We start from the raw sequence: 21,086 nt of genomic DNA, 5'->3' as shown, positions 1-21,086 counted from the left end.
ATGAGCACCCCGAAGGTCGTCGTGGTCATGGGCGTCGCGGGCACCGGCAAGACCACCATCGGTCCCCTGCTCGCGGCCCGGCTGGGCGTTCCGTACGCCGAGGGCGACGACTTCCACCCGCAGGCCAACATCGCCAAGATGTCGGCCGGTACCCCGCTCACCGACGACGACCGGTGGCCGTGGCTGGACGCCATCGGCTCCTGGGCGCACGGGCGGGCGGGAGTCGGCGGAGTGGTCAGCTGCTCGGCGCTGAAGCGGTCGTACCGCGACCGGCTGCGGGCCGAGGCGCCTGGGGTCGTCTTCGTGCACCTGGCGGGCGACCGCTCCCTCATCGAGGACCGGATGTCGCACCGGCAGGGGCACTTCATGCCCACCGCGCTGCTGGACTCGCAGTTCGCCACGCTCCAGGCCCTCCAGGAGGACGAGGCCGGAGTCGTCGTGGACGTGTCCGGCGGTCCGCAGGAGATCACCGAACGTGCCGCGAAGGCGCTCGCCGAACTCCCGTAACACCCCCCTTTCCGTAGAAGTCCCCGTACCTGCAAGGGAACCCCCGTGACCAGACTCAGCGTCGAGATGCTGGCAGCGGACGCACCGGAGCCGATCACCTCGGCCGGTCACGCTCAGCTGGGCATCGCCGTCCTGGTGGGCATCGCCGTCATCGTGCTGCTCATCACCAAGTTCAAGCTCCACGCGTTCCTGTCGCTGACCCTGGGCACGCTCGTGCTCGGCGCGGTCGCCGGAGCGCCGCTCGACAAGGCCATCCTCAGCTTCACCACCGGGCTCGGCACCACGGTCGCCGGCGTCGGCGTGCTGATCGCCCTCGGCGCGATCCTCGGCAAGATGCTCGCCGACTCGGGCGGGGCCGACCAGATCGTCGACACGATCCTCGCGAAGGCGGGCGGCCGTTCGATGCCGTGGGCGATGGTCCTGATCGCCTCGGTCATCGGGCTGCCGCTGTTCTTCGAGGTCGGCGTCGTGCTGCTGATCCCGGTCGTGCTGATGGTCGCCAAGCGCGGCAACTACTCCCTGATGCGCATCGGCATCCCGGCCCTCGCGGGTCTGTCCGTGATGCACGGCCTGGTCCCGCCGCACCCCGGCCCCCTGGTGGCCATCGACGCGGTGCAGGCCAACCTCGGCGTGACCCTCGCGCTCGGCGTGCTGGTCGCCATCCCGACGGTGATCGTCGCCGGGCCGGTGTTCTCCCGGTTCGCGGCCCGCTGGGTGGACGTCCCGGCCCCGGACCGGATGGTCCCGCAGCGCGCCTCGGAGGAACTGGACCGGCGTCCCGCCTTCGGCCCCACGCTCGCCACGATCCTCCTCCCGGTCGTCCTGATGCTGTCCAAGGCGCTGGTCGACATCGTGATCGACGACCCCGACCACACCGTGCAGCGCGTCTTCGACGTCGTCGGCTCGCCGCTGATCGCCCTGCTGGCCTCGGTCCTCGTGGGCATCTTCACGCTCCTGCGCCCGGCCGGCTTCGGCAAGGACCGTCTCACCCCGCTCGTCGAGAAGGGCCTCGCACCGATCGCCGGCATCCTGCTGATCGTGGGCGCGGGCGGCGGCTTCAAGCAGACCCTGATCGACTCCGGTGTGGGTCAGATGGTCCTGGACATCTCCAAGGACTGGTCGATCCCGGCGCTGCTGCTGGCCTGGCTGATAGCCGTGGCGATACGTCTGGCCACCGGCTCGGCGACGGTGGCCACGGTCTCCGCGGCCGGCCTGGTGGCCCCGCTCGCCGCCGACATGTCGACCACCCACACGGCCCTGCTCGTCCTCGCCATCGGCGCCGGTTCGCTCTTCTTCAGCCATGTCAACGACGCCGGGTTCTGGCTGGTCAAGGAGTACTTCGGACTGGACGTCGGCCAGACCATCAAGACCTGGTCGGTCATGGAGACGATCATCTCCGTGGTGGCGGGCGGTCTGGTGCTGCTGCTGTCGCTGGTCCTCTAGGGGTTTTCCAGGGGTACGGCCACGAGGGCACCCGGGCGGGCGAGGCGCGGTTTCCGGCCTCGCCCGTCGCCGTCGCCGGTCCGACCCTGGGAAGCCGGCATCGAGGTGCCCTAGAGTCACCGGATGCGGCGAAGGACGGGACTGGCGGTGGCCGGGGCTGCGGCCCTGGTCTGGGGAGAGTGGCTGAACCGGCGCTGGTCCCGGGCACTCGTGGGGGACGCCGAGAGCGGGGACACCGAGGGCGGGGACACCGAGGGCGCGGGCGCCTCCTCTGCCGTGGTGGTGCTCGGTTACCGCAATTCCCGGGCGACGGTGAACGTGGTCAACCGGTGGCGCGTCCGTGCCGGAATCCGGTCCGTCACCACCCCCGACGGTGGGCACGGGACCCGCGTGATCTTCAGTGGCGGCACAACGGGCGACGGCCCCACGGAGGCCCGCCTGATGGCCGACTACGCGAGGTCGGCGCTCGGCTTCGACGGCCCGGTGCTCCTGGAGGACCGGTCCACGACGACGTGGGAGAACATCACCAACGTGATCCCCCTGATCGAGGACGTGGACCGCATCAAGATCGTCTCCCAGCCGGCGCACGCCCTCAAGGCCCGCGCCTATCTGCGGCGGCAGCGCCCGGACCTGGCGGAGCGGCTGGTGCGCGCCGACGACTACCGCCCCGGCGAATGGATCGTCCTCAAACCGCTGCTGGCCCTGTACGGGCTGTGGACCCTCCGGGCGCTGAGGCCCTGGGAGCGGCAGCCGGGGGCGTAGCAGCGGCCGTCGCGTGAGCTCGCCCTACGGCCGCCACAGGGGGTGCTCCCGGTCCGCCCATTCCCGGCTCACCGAGCCCGTCCGCAGCCCGCGGCGGGCCTCCGGGTCGCCGAGGGCCATGCCGATGTGGCCCGCGAGGACGATGCCGATGGTCAGGGCCAGCCAGTCGTGGACGAAGGTCGCGCTGGTGCGCCACTGGATCGGGGTGAGGTGGGTGAACCACATCAGCAGGCCGGTGCCGAGCATGACGAGGGTCGCGCCGGCGATCCAGGAGGCGTAGACCTTCTGGCCCGCGTTGAACTTGCCCGCGGGCCGCGAGGAGCGGCGTTTGTCGCGGTGCAGCGCGGCCCGCAGCCAGACCCGGTCGTGCGGGCCGAAGCGGTTCAGGAAGCCGAGGTCGGCGCGGAAGGCGCGGGAGCCCAGGCCCACCAGGACCGGTACCGGCAGCGCCAGACCCGCCCACTCGTGGACGCGGACCACCAGCTCACGGCGGCCGACGAGTTCGGCGAACTGGGGGACGTAGAGACAGGCCGCCGTCGCGACGCAGATGCCCATCAGGGCGGCGGTGGCCCGGTGGACCCACTTCTGGCCGCGGCCGAAACGCCGGACGCGGGTCGGCGAGGGGGTGTCAGTTCGTAGGCTCATCGTCCCGCCCGTTCGATCGGCCCACCCAGGCGTCCACGTCGTAGCCCCGGTCCTCCCAGTAGCCCGGTTCCACGTCCTCGGTGACGGTGATGCCGGACAGCCACTTGGCGGACTTGTAGAAGTACATCGGCGCCACGTAGAGGCGGACCGGGCCGCCGTGCGAGTGGCCGATGTCCTTGTCCTGCATACGAAGGGCCACCAGGACGTCCGGGCGGCGGGCCTGGTCGAGGGTGAGGCTCTCAAAGTACGCCCCGTCGAAGCAGGTGAAGCGGACGGCCCCCGCCTTCGCGGTCACCCCGGCGGCGTCCAGCAGCGCGGAGAGCCGTACCCCTTCGAACGGCGTGTCCGGGACCCGCCAGCCCGTCACGCACTGCACGTCCTTGACCAGCCGGGTCTGGGGCAGCGCCCGCAGCTCGGGCAGGGTGTACGTCCGCGGGCGGGAGACCAGACCGTCGATCTTGAGCTGGTAGTTCCCGGCGTTCTTGTGCGGCACCGACGACGTCACGGAGTAGTAGCGGAAGCCGCCGCCGTTGGGGAGCAGGCCCGTCAGACCGGTGGGGTCCTTGTCGGCGGCGCTGCCGAGGAAGGCCTCCAGACCGCGTTGCAGGGTGGGCGCGGAGACCACGCCGAGGGCGCCCAGGCCGAGGGTGCCGAGGAGGACACGGCGGCCGATCGGCGTACCGCGCTGCTCCTCGGGCTGTTCGGAGTTCACGTACTCATTCGAACACCCGCGATGCCTGCGGGACCAGGTATCGCGGGTGCTCGTCAGACTTCCGTAACCACTTCTCACGGTTCTCAGAGAGTCACGACGCCTCTTCGGCCGCCTTCTCCAGCTGGAACGCCTCGTTGCCGAGCCCGATCCGGGCGTGCGCCTCGGGCTTGCGGGACCGCATGACCAGGCCCTGCGCCAGGCCCACCAGCACGGCGAGGCCGATGATGCCGGGCAGTAGCCAGCTCAGCGAGGAGCCGGGGCCCGCGCCGACCAGGACGTCGAAGTCCTTCACGGTGTAGACGGCGATCACCAGCAGGGCGATCCCGGCGAGGGCCGAGGTGATCAGACGCCAGGCCTGGGCGCCCGCCGCGCCGCGCCGGACGAAGAAGACGATGACGGACGCGGAGGCCGCCGCCATCAGCACGATCACGCCGAGGGAGCCGATGTTGCCCAGCCAGGTGAACAGGTGCAGGACCGGCACGGTCGGGTCACCCGTGGGCTTGTCGTCGGCGATCGCGAAGACGGCGATGACCACGACGGACACGGCCGTCTGGAGGAGCGAGCCGGTGCCGGGCGCGCCGCTCGCGCTGTTGGTGCGGCCGAAGGCGGCGGGCAGCAGGCCCTCGCGGCCCATGGCGAAGGCGTAGCGGGCGACGACGTTGTGGAAGCTGAGCAGGGCCGCGAACATGCCGGTCACGAAGAGGAAGTGCAGCACGTCGGTGAAGGTGGTGCCCAGGCGGTCCTCGGTGAGGCCGAAGAGCAGTCCCGCGCTCTGCTTCTGGGCCTCGCCGACGATGGCCGAGGGTCCGGTGGCGATGGTCAGGGCCCAGCTGCTGAGCGCGAAGAACACGGCGACGCCGCCGACGGCGAGGAACATCACGCGCGGGACGAGCACATGGGGGCGGCTGGTCTCCTCCGCGTAGACGGGTGCCTGCTCGAAGCCGGTGAAGGCGGCGATGCAGAAGCACAGGGCGGTGCCGACGCCGGCGCCGCTGAGGGTGTCCGGGTTGAAGGCGTGCAGGGACAGGCCCTGGGCGGCCGGGTCGGAGACGGCGGCGATGTCGAAGATGACGACCAGGGCGACCTCGATGATCAGCAGGACGCCGAGCACGCGCGCGTTGACGTCGATCTTCAGCCAGCCCAGCGCGCCGACGACCAGCGCGGCCACCAGCGCGGGTATCCACCAGGCCACCGACAGGTCGGCGTAGGTGGCGAACAGCCCGGAGACCTCGAAGCCGAAGATGCCGTAGATGCCGACCTGGAGGGCGTTGTAGGCGACCAGGGCGACGAGGGCCGCGCTCGCCCCGGCGGTGCCGCCGAGGCCGCGGGAGATGTAGGCGTAGAAGGCGCCCGCGTTGTGGACGTGCCGGCTCATCTCGGCGTAGCCGACGCTGAACAGGACGAGGACGACGCCGAGGGCGACGAAGAGCAGGGGCTGGCCGACGATCCCCATCACCGCGAATGTGGTGGGCATGACACCCGCGACGACCATGAGGGGCGCGGTCGCCGCGAGGACGGAGAGCAGCAGGCCTCCGGTGCCGAGGCGGCCGGCCCGCAGGGCGCGGTCCTCCCCCTTGAACGTACTGATGCCTGGTCTGCTCTTGCTGGAACTCTCGGTGGCCATGGGGACCGTCCTTCTGGGGTTCGGGGGTGTCACACCGTGCCGAGCGCGTGGTCGCGGGCGGCACGGAAGGCGGAGTACGGCTCGCGGTCCGGATAGGACCAGGGGGCCGGGGTGGGGCGTTCGCCGATGCGGTGGAAGAGGGCGGCGGCCTCGGCGCCGCGGCCCTCGCAGACCTTCGCGTGGGCGAGGAAGTTGAGGTCGACCAGGCGGCGCGGATGGCCCTCGTGCTCCCACTCCAGCCACCAGTCGAAGGCCGCCTTCATCACCTGCCGGGCCCGGCGTCCGGTCCAGTGGCCGGAGGCGGCGGGGTCGGGCGGCTCGTGCCCGGCGGCGGCCAGGGCTCGGTAGCGCTCGGCGTGCGCGATGACCGGCAGGATCGCCAGCGGCGAGTCGGCGGGGGCCTGCTCGGCGGCCCAGTTGGCGAAGTCGTAGACCTCGTGCAGCGGGTCGGGGCCCGTCTCGGCGCGGCGCTCGGCGAGCCGGGCGACCATCAGGTGGTGGGCGTGGTGGTGGTCGGCGTGCCGCGTGCGGATCTCCCCGAAGACGTCGGCCACCTCGTCGGCCGCCCCGAGGTCGCGCTCCAGCAGGAGCAGGCCCAGCCAGGGGGTGGGGTCGGCCGGAGCGAGACGGGCCGCGGTACGGCAGGCCTCGCGGGCGGCGGCGGGCTTGCCCTTGCCCCGCCGGACGCGCTGGACCAGCGCGAGGGCAAGCAGTACGGCCGCGTCGGCGGAGTCCGGCTCGGCCACCAGCCAGTCCCGGGCCCAGGCGTCGCTGTACGGCTCGGCCGCGAGCACCGTGGCCCGGTGGCCCCGCAGGTCCCACTCGTCCCCCGTCCGGGTGAGCAGCGCCCGGGCCGCCTGCCACCTGCCCTGCGCCAACGCGGCGCGGGCGTCGATGAGTTCGGCGTCGTCGAGGGCCGCGTCGAAGGCCTGGGAGGCGCGTTTCCGACTGCGGCCGAAGGGGGGTGGGGGCGGGGACACCGTGTGGGTTTTCCTCACGGAACATGGCGCGTGGCCGGTGGGGCGGAAGGGAGTGCCGGGGCGGGTGGGACGGGATGGAAGGCGGGGTGCCACGGCGGGTGCGGTCGAGCCGCTAGTCGGGGTGCCGGGGTGCCGGGGTGCCGGGCCGGATGGGGAGGGACGGCAGGACGGGTGGCGGGGCGGGTGGGACGGCGTGGAAGCCGCGGCGCCACGGCGGGTGCGGTCGAGCCGGGAGCCGGGGTGCCGGGGCGGACGGGGACGGGACGGCAGGGCGGCTGCCGGGGTGGGTACGGACGTGAGGGCAGGACGGGGTGCCTGGGTGCGGATGCGGGCAGGCCGAGAGGCGTTGCGGGCAGCTCGGGGAGCCGATTCGCACCGCCATCGGCTGATCACGGACAGCCAACCCTCCGCCAATGGTTTACGTCAAGGGTCAAAGGCGCGTTACACGCGTCAACTCTCCATACCTGCGAGGAAGTTGTGGCGACGCGGTGCTGGTGGGGCCGGGTCAAGGCCCGGCTTCTGTGGCGTACGCCATGGCGCCGCCCTTCCCCGCGCCGCACCATGACAGGACACCCCGCCGCCGAGAAGGGTTCGGCGGCCGAGTCGACGGCCCGAATCCGGGTACTCCCAGGGGCAAGCCGGACGCTGGGACGCTACAGTCGGCGACTACCACCCCGCCGCCCGGCCGGACGATCGAGGTACGCACCGTGTCGGTTCTGGTTCTGACTCTCGCCGTGAGTGCTGCCTGTTGCCTGGGCTTCGGCTTCGTGCTCCAGCAGAACGCGGCCCGTCAGGCCCCGCTGAGCGACTTCCTCTCCCCCCGGCTGCTCCTCGACCTGGTGAAGGTGCCCCGCTGGCTCGGCGGCATCGGGTTGATGGTGGCCGGCATGGTGCTGGGCGCGATCGCGCTCGGTCAGGGCGAGGTCTCCCTGGTCGAACCCCTGCTCGCCACGAACCTGCTGTTCGCCCTCGCCCTCTCCCGCAGGCAGACCAAGCAGCCGCTGGGCCGGCAGGGCTGGGCGGGGCTCGCGCTGCTGGCGGGCGGCGTGACGGCGTTCATCGTGGCGGGCGAACCCCGCGGTGGTACGGCGGTCACCGATCCCTTCCGCCACTGGCTGATCATCGGCGTCATGATCGGCCTCGCCCTGCTGCTCACGACCTACGCCAAGCGCTCCCGACTGAGCGCGGCGCCGGTCCTGCTGGCCCTGGCGGCCGGTCTGCTCTACGGCGTCCAGGACGCCCTCACCCGGGTCAGCGGCCAGCGCTTCTCCGCGGGCGGCCTCGCCGAGCTGCTGACCGGCTGGCAGCCGTACGCCGTGCTGGCCCTCGGCGTCACCGGGCTCATCCTGGTGCAGAGCGCGTTCGAGACCGCCCCACTGCGGATGTCGCTGCCCGCGCTGACCGCGGCCCAGCCGCTCGCCGGGATCGTGTGCGGGGTGGGCTTCCTTGGCGACCGGCTGCGCACCGACACGGCAGCGCTGACCTGGGAGGCGGTGGGACTCGCGGCGGTCGTCACAGGCATCGTCCTGCTGGGAATGCACCCCGCGATGCCCTGCGGAGCCGACCGCTCGGAACCTACCCGCAACCTCCAGCCGAGCTGAGGCGGGGCCCTTGCGGGGGCGGGGCGGGGGTCCGGTGCCGGACGGGGATGGGCCTTGGCTTGGATGCGGGCCGCGGGATGGGTGCGGTCGCCGGCCGGGCATGCGCTGCGGTGGGCCCCGGGGCGGTGCGCGCCTTCGAGGGCCGGGCACGCGCCAGGCCCGCTACCGGCTTCATCCCCAGGTACGTGTCCCCGCGCGGACGCGCACCCCGGGCCCGGTGATGTGCCCCGCATGCACGCACACCCGGCCCGGGTCCGCTCCCCGCCTGAAGAGGACCCCTGCTGAGACACACACTCGTACCGGAACCCCCACCCTTACCGGGCCCCGCGCCCTGCTTGGATGGAAAGCATGAGCGCTGCTGACGAGATCCTCGACATCGTCGACGAGCACGACAACGTCGTCGCGCAGGTACCGCGCGGTGAGGCGTACGCGCAGGGCCTGCGTCACCGCTGTGTCTTCATCCAGGCCAGGGACGCCGAGGGGCGGCTGTTCGTGCATCGCCGCACGCCGACCAAGCTGGTCTTCCCGTCGCTGTACGACATGTTCGTCGGCGGAGTGGTCGGCGCGGGCGAGGCCTACGACGACGCGGCCCTGCGCGAGGCCGAGGAGGAGCTGGGGGTGTCAGGGCTGCCCCGACCGGAGTACCTCTTCAAGTTCCTCTACGACGACGGCGCCGGCCGTACCTGGTGGTCCGCGGTGTACGAGGTCCGCTGCGAGCTCCCCGTCCGTCCCCAGGTCGAGGAGGTCGCCTGGCACGACTTCCTGACCGAGGACGAGGTGGAGCTGCGGTTGCCGGACTGGGAGTGGGTGCCGGACGGGCTGGCGGCCTACGAGCGGCTCAAGGCGTACCGGTCGATGGGCTGACCGCCGGGAACGCCACCGTGATGCGCAGCCCGCCCTCAGGGCGTGGGTCCAGGGCGAGCGTTCCGTCGTGGGCGTGGGTGATGGTCTGCACGATGGCCAGGCCGAGCCCCACGCCCGCGTGGTCGGTGTGCACCCGCTCGGTGCCCCGCTGGAACGGCTCGGTGAGCGTGGCGGCAAGCGCCGGGGTGAGCCGGTCGCCGGTGTTCTCGACCGTGAGCAGCACCGCCCCGGGGCGGACGCCGGTCGTGACCCGCACGGCGCCGCCCTCGGGCAGGTTGTGGACGATCGCGTTGTGCACGAGGTTCGTCGTGAGCTGGAGCAGGAGCGCGTGGGACCCGGTGGTGGGGTCGGCGACCCCGCCGGTCTCGACGGTGACGCCGTGCTTCTCCGCCAGGGGCAGAAGCTCCTCGGTGGCCTCTTCCGCGAGGAGGGACAGGTCGACGGGTTCCGGGGTGAAGGACCGCTGATTGACGCGACTGAGCAGGAGCAGCGCCTCCGTGAGGTCGATCGCCCGGGTGTTGACGGAGTGCAGACGTGCCATGACTTCACCGGTGTCGGCGTGCGGGTCGGCGCGGGCCACGTCGAGCAGGGCCTTGGAGATGGCCAGCGGGGTGCGCAGCTCGTGCGAGGCGTTGGCCGCGAACCTCTGCTGCTCGGCCACATGTGCTTCCAGCCGGGCGAGCATCGCGTCGAAGGCGTCGGCGAGCTCGCGGAACTCGTCCTTGTGACCCGGCAGCAGGATCCGGTGCGAGAGTGATCCATGGGTGGCCGAGCGGGTGGCCTCCGTGATGCGGGTCAGCGGGGCGAGCATCCGGCCGGCGAGGATCCACCCGCCCACGAGGCCGAACACCAGCAGGAACGCCAGCACCGCGGCCGCCCTCGGGGCGAAGACCTCCAGAAGGGCGGACCGGACCGGAAAGACACCGCCCGTCGGCCGGTCGTCGGGGTTGTAGAGCATCGCGCGGTTGGGGACGTAACGCAGCAGGAACAGCCACACCGCGGCGAGCAGCAGGAGACCCGCGACCATGAGGAACCCGGCGTAGCTGAGGGTCAGTTTGAGGCGGACGCTCATCCCGGGCTGCCTATCCACGGTCCGCTCCCTCCTGCCCGGTGACGGGGACGATCAGCGCACGCATGCTCCGATGCTACGAACCGACGCATATCGTCCGTGTATCGAAATCCGCATACGGGCCGGCAACATCACGCCGTCTTGACTTGTGGCATGACGCGAATCCCCCCATCGGCACACCTCACCCGGCGACGCCGACGGTACGTTCCGGACGGCGTGGCGGTCCTGGACGCGACGAACCCCGGCCGGGCGGAGAGCGGGCAGGACGGCGAGCACCGCCAGGACACCGGCTCGGGGGCCCGGCGTGCCGGAGTCCGCCGGGCGGCCCTCGCCGTCGCCCGCCCCGAGCCCTGGCGGCGCGGCCCGGTGCTCACCGCGTCGGCGCTGCTGCTCGGCCTGCTGATGCTGCTGCACGGGAGCGTCCCGAACACGCCCGGGCACCTCGGCAGTCTGGTGGAGACCTTCCTGCCGTGGTGCGGCCTGTTCGTCCCGGTCCTGCTGGCCGGGGCACTGCTGCGCCGCTCCGCCGCCGCGGTGGTCGCGCTGCTGCTGCCGGTGACGGTGTGGCTGAACCTCTTCGGCGGGCTGCTCGGCGACAGGTCCCACACCGGCGGCGACCTCACCCTGGTCAGCCACAACGTCGGCGCCGACAACCCCGACCCGGCGGCCACCGCCCGCGACCTGGTCGCCTCCGGCGCGGACGTGCTGGCGCTGGAGGAGATCACCCCCGAGGCCAAGGGCACCTACGAGAGGGAACTGGCGGGGACGTACCGGTTCCACGCCGTGCTGGGCACGGTGGGACTGTGGAGCAGGCTGCCGCTGTCGGGCACCCGGCCGGTCGACATCGAGATGGACTACGGGCCGCTGGCGGCCACCAAGCCGCTCGACCCGGCCGCGACGCGCGCGCTGCGCACCACGGTGGCCACGGACCGGGGCCCGCTGGCGGTGTACGTGGCGCACCTGGCATCCGTGCGCGTGACGCCGAGGGACGGCTTCGGTACGGACCAGCGGGACCGGGGCGTGCAGGCGATCGGCAGGGCCGTCGCCGCCGAGCGGGGCGGTCGGGTGGTACTGCTCGGCGACCTGAACGGCACCCTGGACGACCGTGCCTTCAGCGGACTCGGCGCGCGGTTGACCTCGGCCCAGGACGCGGCCGGGGACGGCTTCGGCTTCACCTGGCCGGCCGGGTTCCCGCTGGCGCGGATCGACCAGATCATGGTCAGGGGGGTGCGGCCGGAGAGCTCCTGGGTCCTGCCGGCCACCGGCAGCGACCATCTGCCGGTGGCGGCGAAGATCAGTTGGTGAAACACCCCCTGAGCACCGGCAACGCCCCTTGACGGCAGGGCCGATAGGCTCGTGCACGTGATCGATCTCGCACGGAACGTCCGCGTCTGGTTCGCCCCCGAGTCGGTCCGGCAGGAGGGCAGCACCCCCGACTACCGGTTCTCGCTGGCCAACGAGCGCACCTTCCTGGCCTGGCTGCGGACCGCGCTCGCCCTGATCGGCGGCGGCTTCGCCGTGGACCAGTTCCTGCCCGATCTGCGCTGGGGATGGCGGGTCGGACTGGCGCTCGCGCTGCTCGCGGCGGGCGTGCTGTGCTCGTTGCGGGCGGTCAACCACTGGGTGCGGTGCGAGCGGGCGATGCGGCGGGGCGAGGATCTGCCGGTGTCCCGGTTCCCGGCGCTGCTGAGCCTGGTCGTCGCGGTGGTGGCCGTGGCCATGGTCTTCGTGGTGCTCGTCGGGTGGGAGGGATGAGCGAGGGCGGAATGAGCGAGGGAGGGGCGAGCGAGGGAGAGGCGAGCGAGGGCGCCGCCGCGGACCGCGATCCGGGGCTCCAGCCCGAACGCACCCGCCTCGCCTGGCGCCGTACGACCCTCTCGGGCACCGTCTCCGCCGTGCTCGCCGTGAAGACGGCCCTGCACGGCGGCCCGTCCCCCGCCGCCCTCATCGCCTGTGCCCTGTGCTGCGCGCTGTGGCTCGGCTTCCTCTACCTCGCCCACCGCCGCATCCACACCCTGACCTCGTCCGACACCCCACCGTCCCTGACCCCGCGGACCGCCGCGACCGCGGCCCTGTGCACGGTGGCGATGGCGGTGTGCGGGGCGGCGCTGGTCTTCTGAACTCTTCTGAACCGGGAGCCGGAGGCGACGCGCCACTCGGCGCGGTCGGCACCGGGCCCACCCGGCACCCGTCCGGCCTCGGCCCCCGCGCTCCCCCGGCCCATCCGGACCCCCGCGCCACGCGCACCGAATCGCCCGATACGCACTCCTCCCGTGGCAGCCTGTCCGACGTCATCGCCCGTCGCTTCGAAGGTGAGCACCATGACCACCCTCCACCACGAGCACGCCTCCCACGCGCACACGCACGGCTCGGACTGCGGACACACCGAGGTACCGCACGAGGACCACGTCGACTACGCGCACGACGGTCATATGCACCGCGAGCACGAGGGGCACTGGGACGAGTGCGAGCCGGGCGGGCATGTGTCGCACGAGGGGCACGACCACCGGCACGGCCAGGACTGCGGGCACGAGAGCGTTCTGCACGGCGATCACGTCGACTACCTCCACGACGGTCACCGGCACGCCGCCCACGAGGGCCACTGGGACGACCACTGACCTGAGCGGAGACCACCAGGAAGCGTCACCGACAGCTCCCCGCCGCACTCCGCGGGGAGCTGTCGGCCTATCGTGGGCCGGATCACGTTCGCCGTTCCCCCTGGACGACATACCGACCAGTCGGCATGATGGTCCGTACCCCGTTCACGCGCGCGTAAGGAGCCCCGATGAGTCCCGACCATCCGCCAGGCCTCGATCTCGACCGGCTGCGCGGCCTGCTCGACCTGGAGCGGCCCGGCCTGGTGCAGGGCCCCCTGACCGGCCGGCTGATCGAGGGCGGACGGTCGAATCTCACCTACGCGGTGTCGGACGGCACCACGAAGTGGGTCGTACGACGGCCCCCGCTGGGCCATGTCCTGGCCACCGCGCACGACATGAAGCGCGAGCACCGGGTCATCAGCGCCCTGCACCCCACGGACGTGCCGGTACCGCGGCCGGTCCTGCTGTGCGAGGACGAGGAGGTGCTCGGATCGCCGTTCTACGTCATGGACTTCGTCGAGGGCACCCCGTACCGCACCGCCGACCAGCTCGCCCCCCTCGGCCCCGAGCGCACGCGCGACGCCGTGCTGTCCCTCGTCGACACCCTCGTCGAGTTGCACGCGGTGGATCCCGCGGAGGTGGGGCTCGCGGACTTCGGGCGCCCGGAGGGCTTCCTGGACCGCCAGCTGCGCCGCTGGGGCAAGCAGCTGGACGCCTCCCGCAACCGCGACCTGGCCGGCATCGACGAGCTGCACGCGGCCCTCGGCCGCCATCTGCCGCAGTCCCCCGCCGCCACCGTCGTGCACGGCGACTACCGGCTCGACAACGTCCTGATGGGCGACGACGACCGCATCAAGGCGATCCTCGACTGGGAGATGTCCACGCTCGGCGACCCGCTCACCGACCTGGGCCTGCTGGTGATGTACAGCCTGCCGCTGGGCATGTCCGACTCCCCGGTCTCCACGACCGCCGAGGCCCCGGGCCACCCGGATCCGGCCGAACTGATCGCGCGGTACGCCGAGCGCTCGGGCCGGGACGTCTCGGCGGTGTCCTGGTACACGGCGTTCGCCTGGTTCAAGCTCGCCGTGATCCTGGAGGGCATCCACTACCGCTACACCCTGGGCCAGACGGTCGGCCGCGGTTTCGACCGCATCGGCGACCTCGTCCCGGTCTTCATCCAGCACGGTCTGACCACTCTGCACGACGGCATCCAGGAAGGCTGATCCGCATGGACTTCGCGTTCGACGCGCACACCGAGGAGCTGCGCGCCAAGCTGCTCGCCTTCATGGACGAGTACGTCTACCCCGCCGAGGCCGTCGCCGAGGAGCAGCGCGCCGAGCTGGACTCGCCGTGGGACACCCCGGCCGTGGTCGAGGAGCTCAAGGCCGAGGCCCGCAGGCAGGGCCTGTGGAACCTCTTCCTGCCCGACCCCGCGTACGGCGCGGGGCTGACCAACCTCCAGTACGCCCCGCTCGCCGAGATCACCGGCCGCTCCCCGCAGCTCGCGCCCACCGCGCTGAACTGCGCGGCGCCCGACACCGGCAACATGGAGGTGCTGAGCCAGTTCGGCGACGAGCGGCAGAAGAAGCAGTGGCTGGAGCCGCTGCTGGCCGGTGAGATCCGCTCGGCGTTCGCGATGACCGAGCCGGAGGTGGCCTCCGCCGACGCCACCAACATCACCACGCACATCGAGCGCGACGGCGACGACTACGTCGTCACGGGCCGCAAGTGGTACATCTCCGGGGCGATGAACCCGGACTGCAAGATCTTCATCGTGATGGGCAAGACCGACCCGGACGGCGCGGACATCCGCCGCCAGCAGTCCATGATCCTGGTCCCGCGGGACACCCCGGGCGTCACCGTCAAGCGGGCGATGCGGGTCTTCGGCTACGAGGACCACTACCACGGCGGCCACGCCGAGGTGATCTTCGACCACGCGCGCGTGCCGGCCTCGAACCTGATCGGCGAGGAGGGCGGCGGCTTCGCCATCGCGCAGGCCCGCCTGGGCCCGGGCCGGATCCACCACTGCATGCGGCTGATCGGCATGGCCGAGCGGGCGATCGAGCTGATGTGCAGGCGGGCCGTCTCCCGCACGGCCTTCGGCAAGGCGCTGGCCCAGCAGGGCGTGGTGCACAACTGGATCGCCGACGCGCGCGTGACCGTCGAGCAGCTGCGCCTGCTGGTCCTGAAGACGGCCTGGCTGATGGACACGGTCGGCAACCGGGGCGCCCACACCGAGATCCAGTCCATCAAGATCGCCACGCCCCGCGCGGTCGTCGACATCATCGACCGGGCCATCCAGCTGCACGGCGCGGGCGGTGTCAGCCAGGACTTCCCGCTGGCCGAGCTGTACGCCGGCGCCCGCACCCTGATGATCGCGGACGGGCCCGACGAGGTGCACCAGCGCTCGCTCGCGCGCCGCGAGCTGAAGAAGTACCTGTAGGAGGCGCGCTACGGCCGCAGGGCCCGCAGGAGGAGGTCGGCCAGGTGGTCGGCGACCTCCTGCGGGCCCATCGGGCCGTCGGGGCGGTACCAGGTCGACAGGTGGTGGACGGAGCCGAAGTGGTAGTCCACGACGAGGTCGGCCGGGGTCGCCTTCGAGAAGACGCCCGCCTCCTGGCCCTCCTCGACGAGCGCGCGGAAACGCTCGTGGTACTTGCGCCGTTCGGCCCGCACCTGCTTGTTCTTCTCCGGGCTCAGGTGGTGCATCGAGCGGAAGAAGATCATCGCGTCGTCGAGGTTCTCGATCGTGGTGACCACGACGTCCGCGGCGGCGGCCCGCAGCCGCTTCTCGATGGGCTCGTCGGCGTTGGCGAGCGCGTCGAGGCGCTCCTGCTGTACGCGCAGCACGCGCGCGTACACCTCGTGCAGGAGGTCGTCCTTGGAGCCGAAGTAGTGGTACAGCGCCCCCTTGGTGACGCCGGCCGCCTCGACGATCTCCTGCACGGAGGTGCGGTCGTAGCCCTGCTCGGCGAAGAGCCGGGTGGCGGCGGCCAGCAGCCGCTGCGGGACGGGCGTACCGTCTCCGTCCGTCGTCCTGGGCACTGTGCCGCCACCTGCCTTCCGAGAGGTCAATCGTTGTCGTGCGGTCGGGAACGGAGTTCCCGACGGAGGATCTTCCCACTGGCCGTCTTCGGCAACTCGGGCAGGATCTCCACCTGCCGCGGGTACTTGTAGGCCGCCAGTCTCTCCTTGCAGTACACGGCGAGCGCATCGGGGTCGGTTTCGACACCCGGACGAAGACTGATGTACGCCTTGACGGTCTCCCCGCGGTATCCGTCGGGCACCCCGACGACGGCCGCCTCGCGCACCGCCGGATGCGTGTACAGCACGTCCTCGACCTCGCGCGGCCACACCTTGAAGCCGGACGCGTTGATCATGTCCTTCTTGCGGTCCACGACGTAGAGCCAGCCCTGCGGATCCATGAACCCGATGTCACCCGTGCGCAGCTCGCCGTCCGGGAAGGTCTCTGCGGTCGCGTCCGGCCGCCGCCAGTACCCGGGCACGACCTGCGGCCCGCGCACGACGATCTCGCCCTGTTCACCGAAGGGCACCTCGGCGCCGCTGTCGTCGACGATCCGTACGACCGTCTCGGGCCCCGGCACCCCCACGGCGAGCGTCCCGGACACCGGGTCGACGGGCGCCTCCCGCTCCGGCGGCACGGACGCGCAGGGCGCGGAGCACTCGGTCAGCCCGTAGCCGTTGCGGATGTAGGGCCCGAAGCCGGCCCGGAACTTCTCCACCAGGGCGGGCGGCAGCGGGGCCCCGCCCGAGGAGATGTTGACGAACGACGAGAAGTGCTCACGGGTGACGTCCGGGTGGGCGGCCAGCGCCATGAACGCGGTCGACGGACCGACCGTGTAGTGCGGCCGGTGCTCGGCGAAGGCCTCCAGGACCACACCCGCCTCGAAGCGGTACGCCAGCACGAGCGTGCCCACGCTGTCCAGACACGCCCCGAGCTGGCAGACCATCCCGGTGATGTGGAACAGCGGCGCCAGCGCGAAGTAGACGGGCGCCTCGGGCAGTGCGAGCCCGGTCCGCTGCCGCTCGGCGTTGTACATGATGTTGCCGTGCGTGTTGGTGGCGCCCTTGGGCGTGCCGCTCGTCCCCGAGGTGTAGCTGATCAGCGCGATGTCGGAGAGCGTCACGTCCCGGCCTTCGGGCGCCTTGTGCCCGGCCCGGGCGACGGCGACCAGGTCGTCGGCGTCCTCGGCCTGCGGCAGCCGCTCGAAGCCGAGCACGCGCGCGTCCCCGCGGGTCTGGAAGTCCAGCTCGCACCCGGTGAGCACGATCCGCACCGGCGAACCGGTCGCCGTCTCGCGCAGATACGACTCCCAGGCCCGGTCGGAGCAGATCAGCGCGGCCACCTCGCCGTCCCGCAGGACATGGCCGACCTCCCCCGACTTGTACATGGGGTTGACGGGCACGACGACCGCGCCCGCCTTCCACGCGCCGAGCAGCGCGAGCACGAACAGCGGCGAGTTCTGGAGCAGGATCGCCACCCGGTCCCCGCGCTCCAGACCGCGCGCGGCGAGGTGCCCGGCGACGGAGTCGCTGAGCTCGTCGACCTCGCGGTAGCCGAGCCGTCCGTCGAAGTAGGCGAGGAAGGGCCGCTCGGGCGCCTCGGCGGCGGCCCGCCGCAGGGCGTGCACCAGCGAGTCGTCGGGCTCGATCGGCCCGCGCTGGGCCTCGCTGAGCAGGTCGAGCCAGGGCTTGGCGGCATAGCGGGACTCGCTCATCGGACCTCCTCCCACTTGCGCTGGAGGTGGTTCATTCCGGCCAGCCAGCGATCGGGCTCGGCGGCCCGCGCCTGGTAGTACTCGGCGACCTCCGGGTGCGGCAGGATCAGGAACCGGTCCTCCTCGATCCCCCGGAACAGCGCCTCGGCCACGTCCTCCGGCTCGACGGCGGTCGGCCTGAGCACCAGGTCACCCGCGGTCCCGGTGGCCGCGAGCATGTCGGTCCGCACGCCCTGCGGACAGATGGCGTGCACCTTGATCCCGCGGTGCCGGTACGTCAGCGACAGGTACTCGGCGAAGGCGTACGCCCCGTGCTTGGTGACGGCGTAGGGCGCGGCCCCGATCATGGTCAGCAGTCCGGCGGCGGAGACGGTCGACACGAACCGCCCGCTGCCCCGCTCCAGCCAGCCCGGGAGCAGCGCGTGGGCGGCGCGGACATGGGCCATGACGTTGACGTCCCAGGAGGCGGCCCAGGCGTTCTCGTCGAGCGGGTCACCGCCGAAGGCGACACCGGCGTTGGCGCAGTAGACGTCGACGGTCCCGCCGAGGGCGTCGAGCGCGTCGGGGACAACCGAGGAGGCATCCCCGGCCACGGCGATCCCCCCGACCTCCTCGGCGACGGCCTTGGCCCGCCCGGCATCGAGGTCATTGACGACGACCCGGGCCCCTTCCGCGGCGAACCGCCGCGCGAGCGCGGCCCCGATGCCACCTCCCGCCCCGGTCACAACCACTCCGGCACCCTGCAGGGCTTCCACCATCGGTCTCCTTCGACTCCGGCTCGACTGCAGGCCCAGACTAACCGGTCGGTATGTAGGAAGGAAGGGCGACTGCTGCGCCCCTCCAGGGGCGCGGGGAACTGCGCGACAAGCCACGACGTGCCGCAACCCTGCCCACAACCCGCGGGAGCCCATACGGTCCCTTCATGCGCCTATCCAGACGAACCCTGCTGACAGCAGCGACGGCAACGGCGTCACTGACCTCCACACCACCCGCCCAAGCAGCGCGCCCTCACCGGCGGACCGGTTTCGAGAACCTGGCCGCGGCCGGATACGCCCAGCTCAGCGGTCAGCGGATCGGCATCGTCACCAACCCCACCGGCGTCACCCGGGACGTCCGCCACATCGTCGACGTGATGCACGCCGACAAGAGGGTGGACCTACGGGCCGTCTTCGGCCCGGAGCACGGCTTCCGGGGCACCGCCCAGGCCGGCGGCTCCGAGGGCCGCTACGACGATCCCGCGACCGGCCTGCCGGTCTACGACACGTACCTGAAGAGCGGCCAAGCCCTCGCCGACGTCTTCACCGCCTCCGCCGTGGACACGGTCGTCTTCGACATCCAGGACGTCGGCGCCCGCTTCTACACCTACATCTGGACCCTGTACGACTGCATGGAGGCGGCCCAGCTCGCCGGAAAGCGCTTCGTCGTCCTGGACCGCCCCAACCCGGTCACCGGCCGCGCGGCCCAAGGACCGGTCCTGCACCGGGAGTTCGCGACCTTCGTGGGCAGACAGCCCATCTCCCAGGCGCACGGTATGACCGTCGCGGAGCTGGCCCGGCTCTTCAACGGCGAGTTCCTCACCGCCCCGGTCCCCCTGGACACGGTCCTGATGACGGGCTGGCGGCGCTCGGAGTTCTACGACGCCTGGGACCTGCCCTGGGTCCCCCCGAGCCCGAACATGCCCACTCCCGACACCGCCCTGGTGTACTCCGGCACCTGTCTCTTCGAGGGCACGAACCTCTCGGAGGGCCGCGGCACCACCCGCCCGTTCGAACTGCTGGGCGCGGAGGGCCTGGACGGCCGTTGGGCCGCCGCCGCGAACGAACTCGGCCTGCCCGGCGTGCACTTCAGGGAGGCCTACTTCGCGCCGACATTCTCCAAGTTCCAGGGGAAGACGATCGGCGGGGTGCAGATCCACGTCCACGACAAGGCCGCGTACGACCCCGTCCGCACCGGCGTCGCGCTGCTCGTGACCGCCAAGCAGACCTGGTCCGGGTTCGGCTGGCGCGCGGACAACTGGATCGACCGGCTCACCGGCTCCACCCGGGTCCGCACGATGATCGACGCCGGCGCGAGCACCGACGAGGTCGTGGCGGGCTGGCAGGAGGAGCTGCGCGCCTTCCGGAGGATTCGAAAGAATTACCTGCTCTACGGATGAGCCGTGAAGTATGGCCAACTTCGCCCGGTAGCAGGACGATACGCACCACTACGGGGGACGAGGTGGTCGGTGATGACGGATCCGGCGATGAGCGTGACACCGTACTGGGAGCTGACGTTCGACGCGGACGGGGACCCGGACGCCGGCCGGCGGGACCGGCTGCTCGCGGAGGTGACGGACCGGGGGGTCACGGACCTGGTCGTCCTCGCGCACGGCTGGAACAGTGACCGCTCGGCGGCGACCCGGCTCTGCAGCCGCTTCTTCGAGCCGTTCCCGGTGCTCGCGCCGACGGCGAGGCTCGGGTACGCGGGGGTCGTCTGGCCGTCGATGCGGTTCTCGGACGAGCCGATCCCGGACTTCCCGCGGGCCGTGGCCGCCGAGCTGCCGCCGCGCCCGGTGCTCGACAAGGACACCCGGCACGCCCTCCTGGAGACCTTCCCGGGCCGGGCCACGGTGATCGACCGGCTGGCCCGGCTGCTGGACCAACAGTCCCGGGAAGACGCCGAGTTGGAGGAGTTCGGGCGGCTGGTGCGCCTTCTGGTGGAGGTGGTGCCGCCGGGGCCGCAGGCGCTCTTCGCGGCGGACACGCTCGCCGAGGGGGTGCCGCAGGACGAGCCGGACATCCTCGCCGGGTCCACGGCGACCGTGTGCGAGGAGTTCGCGCGGGCCATCACGCGGCTCGAAGACCCCGACGGGGGACGGGGGTTCACGGTCCCCGATCCGTGGGACGGGGCGCACGAACTGCTGCGGCAGGGGACGTACTACGCGATGAAGCGGCGCGCGGGCACGGTCGGCGAACGCGGGCTCGGCCGGGTGATCGGACAGCTCGCCGCGAAGGCGCCCAGGGTACGGGTGCATCTCGTGGGGCACAGCTTCGGCGCGCGGCTGGTGTCGTTCGCGCTGCGCGGGCTGCCGGAGGGGGTGCACACCGTCAAGTCGGTCACCCTCCTCCAAGGGGCCTTCTCGCACTACGCGTTCGCGGCCCGGTTGCCGCACGACCCGCGCGCGGGAGGGGTGCTCCAGGGGCAGCAGAACCGGGTCGACGGGCCGCTGGTGTGCTGCTACTCCAGCCATGACTCGGCGCTCGGCACGCTGTATCCGCTGGCCTCCCGCATGGCGGGCGACGCGCAGGGGGTGGCGGAGTTCGGCATCGGGCAGGTCCTGGGCGCCAAGTGGGGTGCGATGGGCCACGACGGCGTGCAGGCGGTGCCCGGCACGCCGTCCCTGAAGCTGGCCGAAGCCCTCACGAGGCTGCCCACGAAGGGCTGTGTGAACGTCGACGCCGCGGCCGTGGTCCGGCGCGGCGGGCCGCCCGCGGGTGCGCACAGCGACATCTGCCACCGCGAGCTGGCCCGGCTGGTGCTGGCGGCGGGCCGTGTTCACTGACC

General features: G+C 72.1%; 21 protein-coding genes. 13 read left to right on the top strand and 8 right to left on the bottom strand.

Annotated features, from left to right (window positions below; genetic code table 11):
- The 3 genes from AQI94_RS35070 (at position 1) to AQI94_RS35060 (ending at position 2,712) form a co-directional block, all read left to right on the top strand.
- The gene (locus AQI94_RS35070) at positions 1–507 is read left to right on the top strand and encodes a gluconokinase (RefSeq protein WP_031050513.1); all 507 of its coding nucleotides are present in this window, start codon (positions 1–3) and stop codon (positions 505–507) included.
- Between the two features lie 45 nt (positions 508–552).
- Entirely contained in the window at positions 553–1,950 is a 1,398-nt protein-coding gene (locus tag AQI94_RS35065) for a GntP family permease (RefSeq protein WP_031050510.1), read from the top strand.
- Positions 1,951–2,073: 123 nt separating this feature from the next.
- Entirely contained in the window at positions 2,074–2,712 is a 639-nt protein-coding gene (locus tag AQI94_RS35060) for a YdcF family protein (RefSeq protein WP_031050508.1), read from the top strand.
- Positions 2,713–2,736: 24 nt separating this feature from the next.
- On the opposite strand, the gene AQI94_RS35055 is transcribed toward AQI94_RS35060, so the two are convergent.
- From AQI94_RS35055 to AQI94_RS35040, 4 genes are all read right to left on the bottom strand, one after another.
- On the bottom strand, positions 2,737–3,357 hold the full coding sequence (locus AQI94_RS35055; RefSeq protein WP_031050503.1) for a cytochrome b/b6 domain-containing protein: 621 nt from the start codon (positions 3,355–3,357) through the stop codon (positions 2,737–2,739).
- Positions 3,341–4,069 (bottom strand): molybdopterin-dependent oxidoreductase, encoded by a 729-nt coding sequence (locus AQI94_RS35050; RefSeq protein ID WP_031050500.1) that lies wholly within the window; start codon positions 4,067–4,069, stop codon positions 3,341–3,343. The genes AQI94_RS35055 and AQI94_RS35050 overlap by 17 nt, the downstream gene beginning before the upstream one ends.
- A 91-nt stretch (positions 4,070–4,160) precedes the next feature.
- Positions 4,161–5,693, bottom strand: a complete 1,533-nt coding sequence (locus AQI94_RS35045) for an APC family permease (protein WP_031050497.1) — start codon at positions 5,691–5,693, stop codon at positions 4,161–4,163.
- Between the two features lie 29 nt (positions 5,694–5,722).
- Complete coding sequence (locus AQI94_RS35040; protein ID WP_031050491.1) at positions 5,723–6,673, bottom strand: hypothetical protein; 951 nt, start codon at positions 6,671–6,673, stop codon at positions 5,723–5,725.
- A gap of 707 nt (positions 6,674–7,380) precedes the next feature.
- Between AQI94_RS35040 and AQI94_RS35035 the strand changes: the two genes are divergently transcribed.
- Both AQI94_RS35035 and AQI94_RS35030 read left to right on the top strand, forming a co-directional pair.
- Complete coding sequence (locus AQI94_RS35035; RefSeq protein ID WP_031043614.1) at positions 7,381–8,274, top strand: DMT family transporter; 894 nt, start codon at positions 7,381–7,383, stop codon at positions 8,272–8,274.
- A gap of 348 nt (positions 8,275–8,622) precedes the next feature.
- On the top strand, positions 8,623–9,138 hold the full coding sequence (locus AQI94_RS35030) for an NUDIX hydrolase (protein WP_031043611.1): 516 nt from the start codon (positions 8,623–8,625) through the stop codon (positions 9,136–9,138).
- Here AQI94_RS35030 and AQI94_RS35025 read toward each other — a convergent pair.
- Entirely contained in the window at positions 9,113–10,210 is a 1,098-nt protein-coding gene (locus AQI94_RS35025; RefSeq protein WP_031043608.1) for a sensor histidine kinase, read from the bottom strand. The two genes, AQI94_RS35030 and AQI94_RS35025, sit on opposite strands and share 26 nt — an antisense overlap.
- A 150-nt stretch (positions 10,211–10,360) precedes the next feature.
- Here AQI94_RS35025 and AQI94_RS35020 point away from each other — a divergent pair, with 150 nt between their 5' ends.
- The 6 genes from AQI94_RS35020 to AQI94_RS34995 all read left to right on the top strand — a co-directional run bounded on the left by AQI94_RS35020 (position 10,361) and on the right by AQI94_RS34995 (position 15,247).
- Positions 10,361–11,512 (top strand): endonuclease/exonuclease/phosphatase family protein, encoded by a 1,152-nt coding sequence (locus AQI94_RS35020; protein ID WP_078902699.1) that lies wholly within the window; start codon positions 10,361–10,363, stop codon positions 11,510–11,512.
- A gap of 57 nt (positions 11,513–11,569) precedes the next feature.
- On the top strand, positions 11,570–11,962 hold the full coding sequence (locus AQI94_RS35015) for a YidH family protein (protein WP_031043602.1): 393 nt from the start codon (positions 11,570–11,572) through the stop codon (positions 11,960–11,962).
- An 11-nt stretch (positions 11,963–11,973) separates the two neighbouring features.
- Positions 11,974–12,327, top strand: a complete 354-nt coding sequence (locus tag AQI94_RS35010) for a DUF202 domain-containing protein (RefSeq protein ID WP_031043599.1) — start codon at positions 11,974–11,976, stop codon at positions 12,325–12,327.
- Positions 12,328–12,528: 201 nt separating this feature from the next.
- A complete protein-coding gene (locus tag AQI94_RS35005) occupies positions 12,529–12,825 on the top strand; it encodes a hypothetical protein (RefSeq protein WP_031043597.1) in 297 nt (98 codons plus the stop codon).
- 167 nt (positions 12,826–12,992) lie between these two features.
- On the top strand, positions 12,993–14,027 hold the full coding sequence (locus tag AQI94_RS35000) for a phosphotransferase family protein (RefSeq protein WP_031043595.1): 1,035 nt from the start codon (positions 12,993–12,995) through the stop codon (positions 14,025–14,027).
- A gap of 5 nt (positions 14,028–14,032) precedes the next feature.
- Entirely contained in the window at positions 14,033–15,247 is a 1,215-nt protein-coding gene (locus tag AQI94_RS34995; protein WP_031043594.1) for an acyl-CoA dehydrogenase family protein, read from the top strand.
- An 8-nt stretch (positions 15,248–15,255) separates the two neighbouring features.
- Here the strand turns inward: AQI94_RS34995 and AQI94_RS34990 are convergent, their stop codons facing one another.
- From AQI94_RS34990 to AQI94_RS34980, 3 genes are read right to left on the bottom strand one after another with little or no spacing between them, the layout of a single operon-like run.
- Positions 15,256–15,849, bottom strand: a complete 594-nt coding sequence (locus AQI94_RS34990; protein WP_031043591.1) for a TetR/AcrR family transcriptional regulator — start codon at positions 15,847–15,849, stop codon at positions 15,256–15,258.
- A 26-nt stretch (positions 15,850–15,875) separates the two neighbouring features.
- A complete protein-coding gene (locus AQI94_RS34985; protein ID WP_031043589.1) occupies positions 15,876–17,543 on the bottom strand; it encodes a class I adenylate-forming enzyme family protein in 1,668 nt (555 codons plus the stop codon).
- Entirely contained in the window at positions 17,540–18,301 is a 762-nt protein-coding gene (locus AQI94_RS34980; RefSeq protein WP_031043587.1) for an SDR family oxidoreductase, read from the bottom strand. Before AQI94_RS34980 ends, AQI94_RS34985 begins: the two co-directional genes overlap by 4 nt.
- Positions 18,302–18,465: 164 nt before the next feature.
- On the opposite strand from AQI94_RS34980, the gene AQI94_RS34975 reads away from it, so the two are divergent.
- Together AQI94_RS34975 and AQI94_RS34970 are read left to right on the top strand one after the other, a co-directional pair.
- Positions 18,466–19,698, top strand: coding sequence for an exo-beta-N-acetylmuramidase NamZ family protein (locus AQI94_RS34975; RefSeq protein WP_031043586.1), 1,233 nt, complete (start codon positions 18,466–18,468; stop codon positions 19,696–19,698).
- Positions 19,699–19,770: 72 nt separating this feature from the next.
- The gene (locus AQI94_RS34970; RefSeq protein ID WP_031043585.1) at positions 19,771–21,084 is read left to right on the top strand and encodes a hypothetical protein; all 1,314 of its coding nucleotides are present in this window, start codon (positions 19,771–19,773) and stop codon (positions 21,082–21,084) included.
- Positions 21,085–21,086 lie beyond the last annotated feature (2 nt).

This window comes from Streptomyces pseudovenezuelae (genome assembly GCF_001513955.1).
Taxonomy (GTDB): Bacteria; Actinomycetota; Actinomycetes; order Streptomycetales; family Streptomycetaceae; genus Streptomyces; species Streptomyces pseudovenezuelae.
The sequence above is the reverse complement of the archived record's forward strand: the minus strand, read 5'-3'. Positions and strand labels throughout refer to the sequence as shown.

Bases quoted from the DNA above. Each gene is read 5' to 3' on its own strand.
- AQI94_RS35005 (WP_031043597.1), top strand. From the start codon at position 12,529: ATGACCACCCTCCACCACGAGCACGCCTCCCACGCGCACACGCACGGC.
- AQI94_RS34980 (WP_031043587.1), bottom strand. From the start codon at position 18,301: ATGGTGGAAGCCCTGCAGGGTGCCGGAGTGGTTGTGACCGGGGCGGGA.
- AQI94_RS35025 (WP_031043608.1), bottom strand. From the start codon at position 10,210: ATGAGCGTCCGCCTCAAACTGACCCTCAGCTACGCCGGGTTCCTCATG.
- AQI94_RS35030 (WP_031043611.1), top strand. From the start codon at position 8,623: ATGAGCGCTGCTGACGAGATCCTCGACATCGTCGACGAGCACGACAAC.
- AQI94_RS35055 (WP_031050503.1), bottom strand. From the start codon at position 3,357: ATGAGCCTACGAACTGACACCCCCTCGCCGACCCGCGTCCGGCGTTTC.
- AQI94_RS35010 (WP_031043599.1), top strand. From the start codon at position 11,974: ATGAGCGAGGGAGGGGCGAGCGAGGGAGAGGCGAGCGAGGGCGCCGCC.
- AQI94_RS34995 (WP_031043594.1), top strand. From the start codon at position 14,033: ATGGACTTCGCGTTCGACGCGCACACCGAGGAGCTGCGCGCCAAGCTG.
- AQI94_RS34975 (WP_031043586.1), top strand. From the start codon at position 18,466: ATGCGCCTATCCAGACGAACCCTGCTGACAGCAGCGACGGCAACGGCG.
- AQI94_RS35020 (WP_078902699.1), top strand. From the start codon at position 10,361: ATGACGCGAATCCCCCCATCGGCACACCTCACCCGGCGACGCCGACGG.
- AQI94_RS34985 (WP_031043589.1), bottom strand. From the start codon at position 17,543: ATGAGCGAGTCCCGCTATGCCGCCAAGCCCTGGCTCGACCTGCTCAGC.
- AQI94_RS35045 (WP_031050497.1), bottom strand. From the start codon at position 5,693: ATGGCCACCGAGAGTTCCAGCAAGAGCAGACCAGGCATCAGTACGTTC.
- AQI94_RS35070 (WP_031050513.1), top strand. From the start codon at position 1: ATGAGCACCCCGAAGGTCGTCGTGGTCATGGGCGTCGCGGGCACCGGC.
- AQI94_RS35060 (WP_031050508.1), top strand. From the start codon at position 2,074: ATGCGGCGAAGGACGGGACTGGCGGTGGCCGGGGCTGCGGCCCTGGTC.
- AQI94_RS35000 (WP_031043595.1), top strand. From the start codon at position 12,993: ATGAGTCCCGACCATCCGCCAGGCCTCGATCTCGACCGGCTGCGCGGC.
- AQI94_RS34970 (WP_031043585.1), top strand. From the start codon at position 19,771: ATGACGGATCCGGCGATGAGCGTGACACCGTACTGGGAGCTGACGTTC.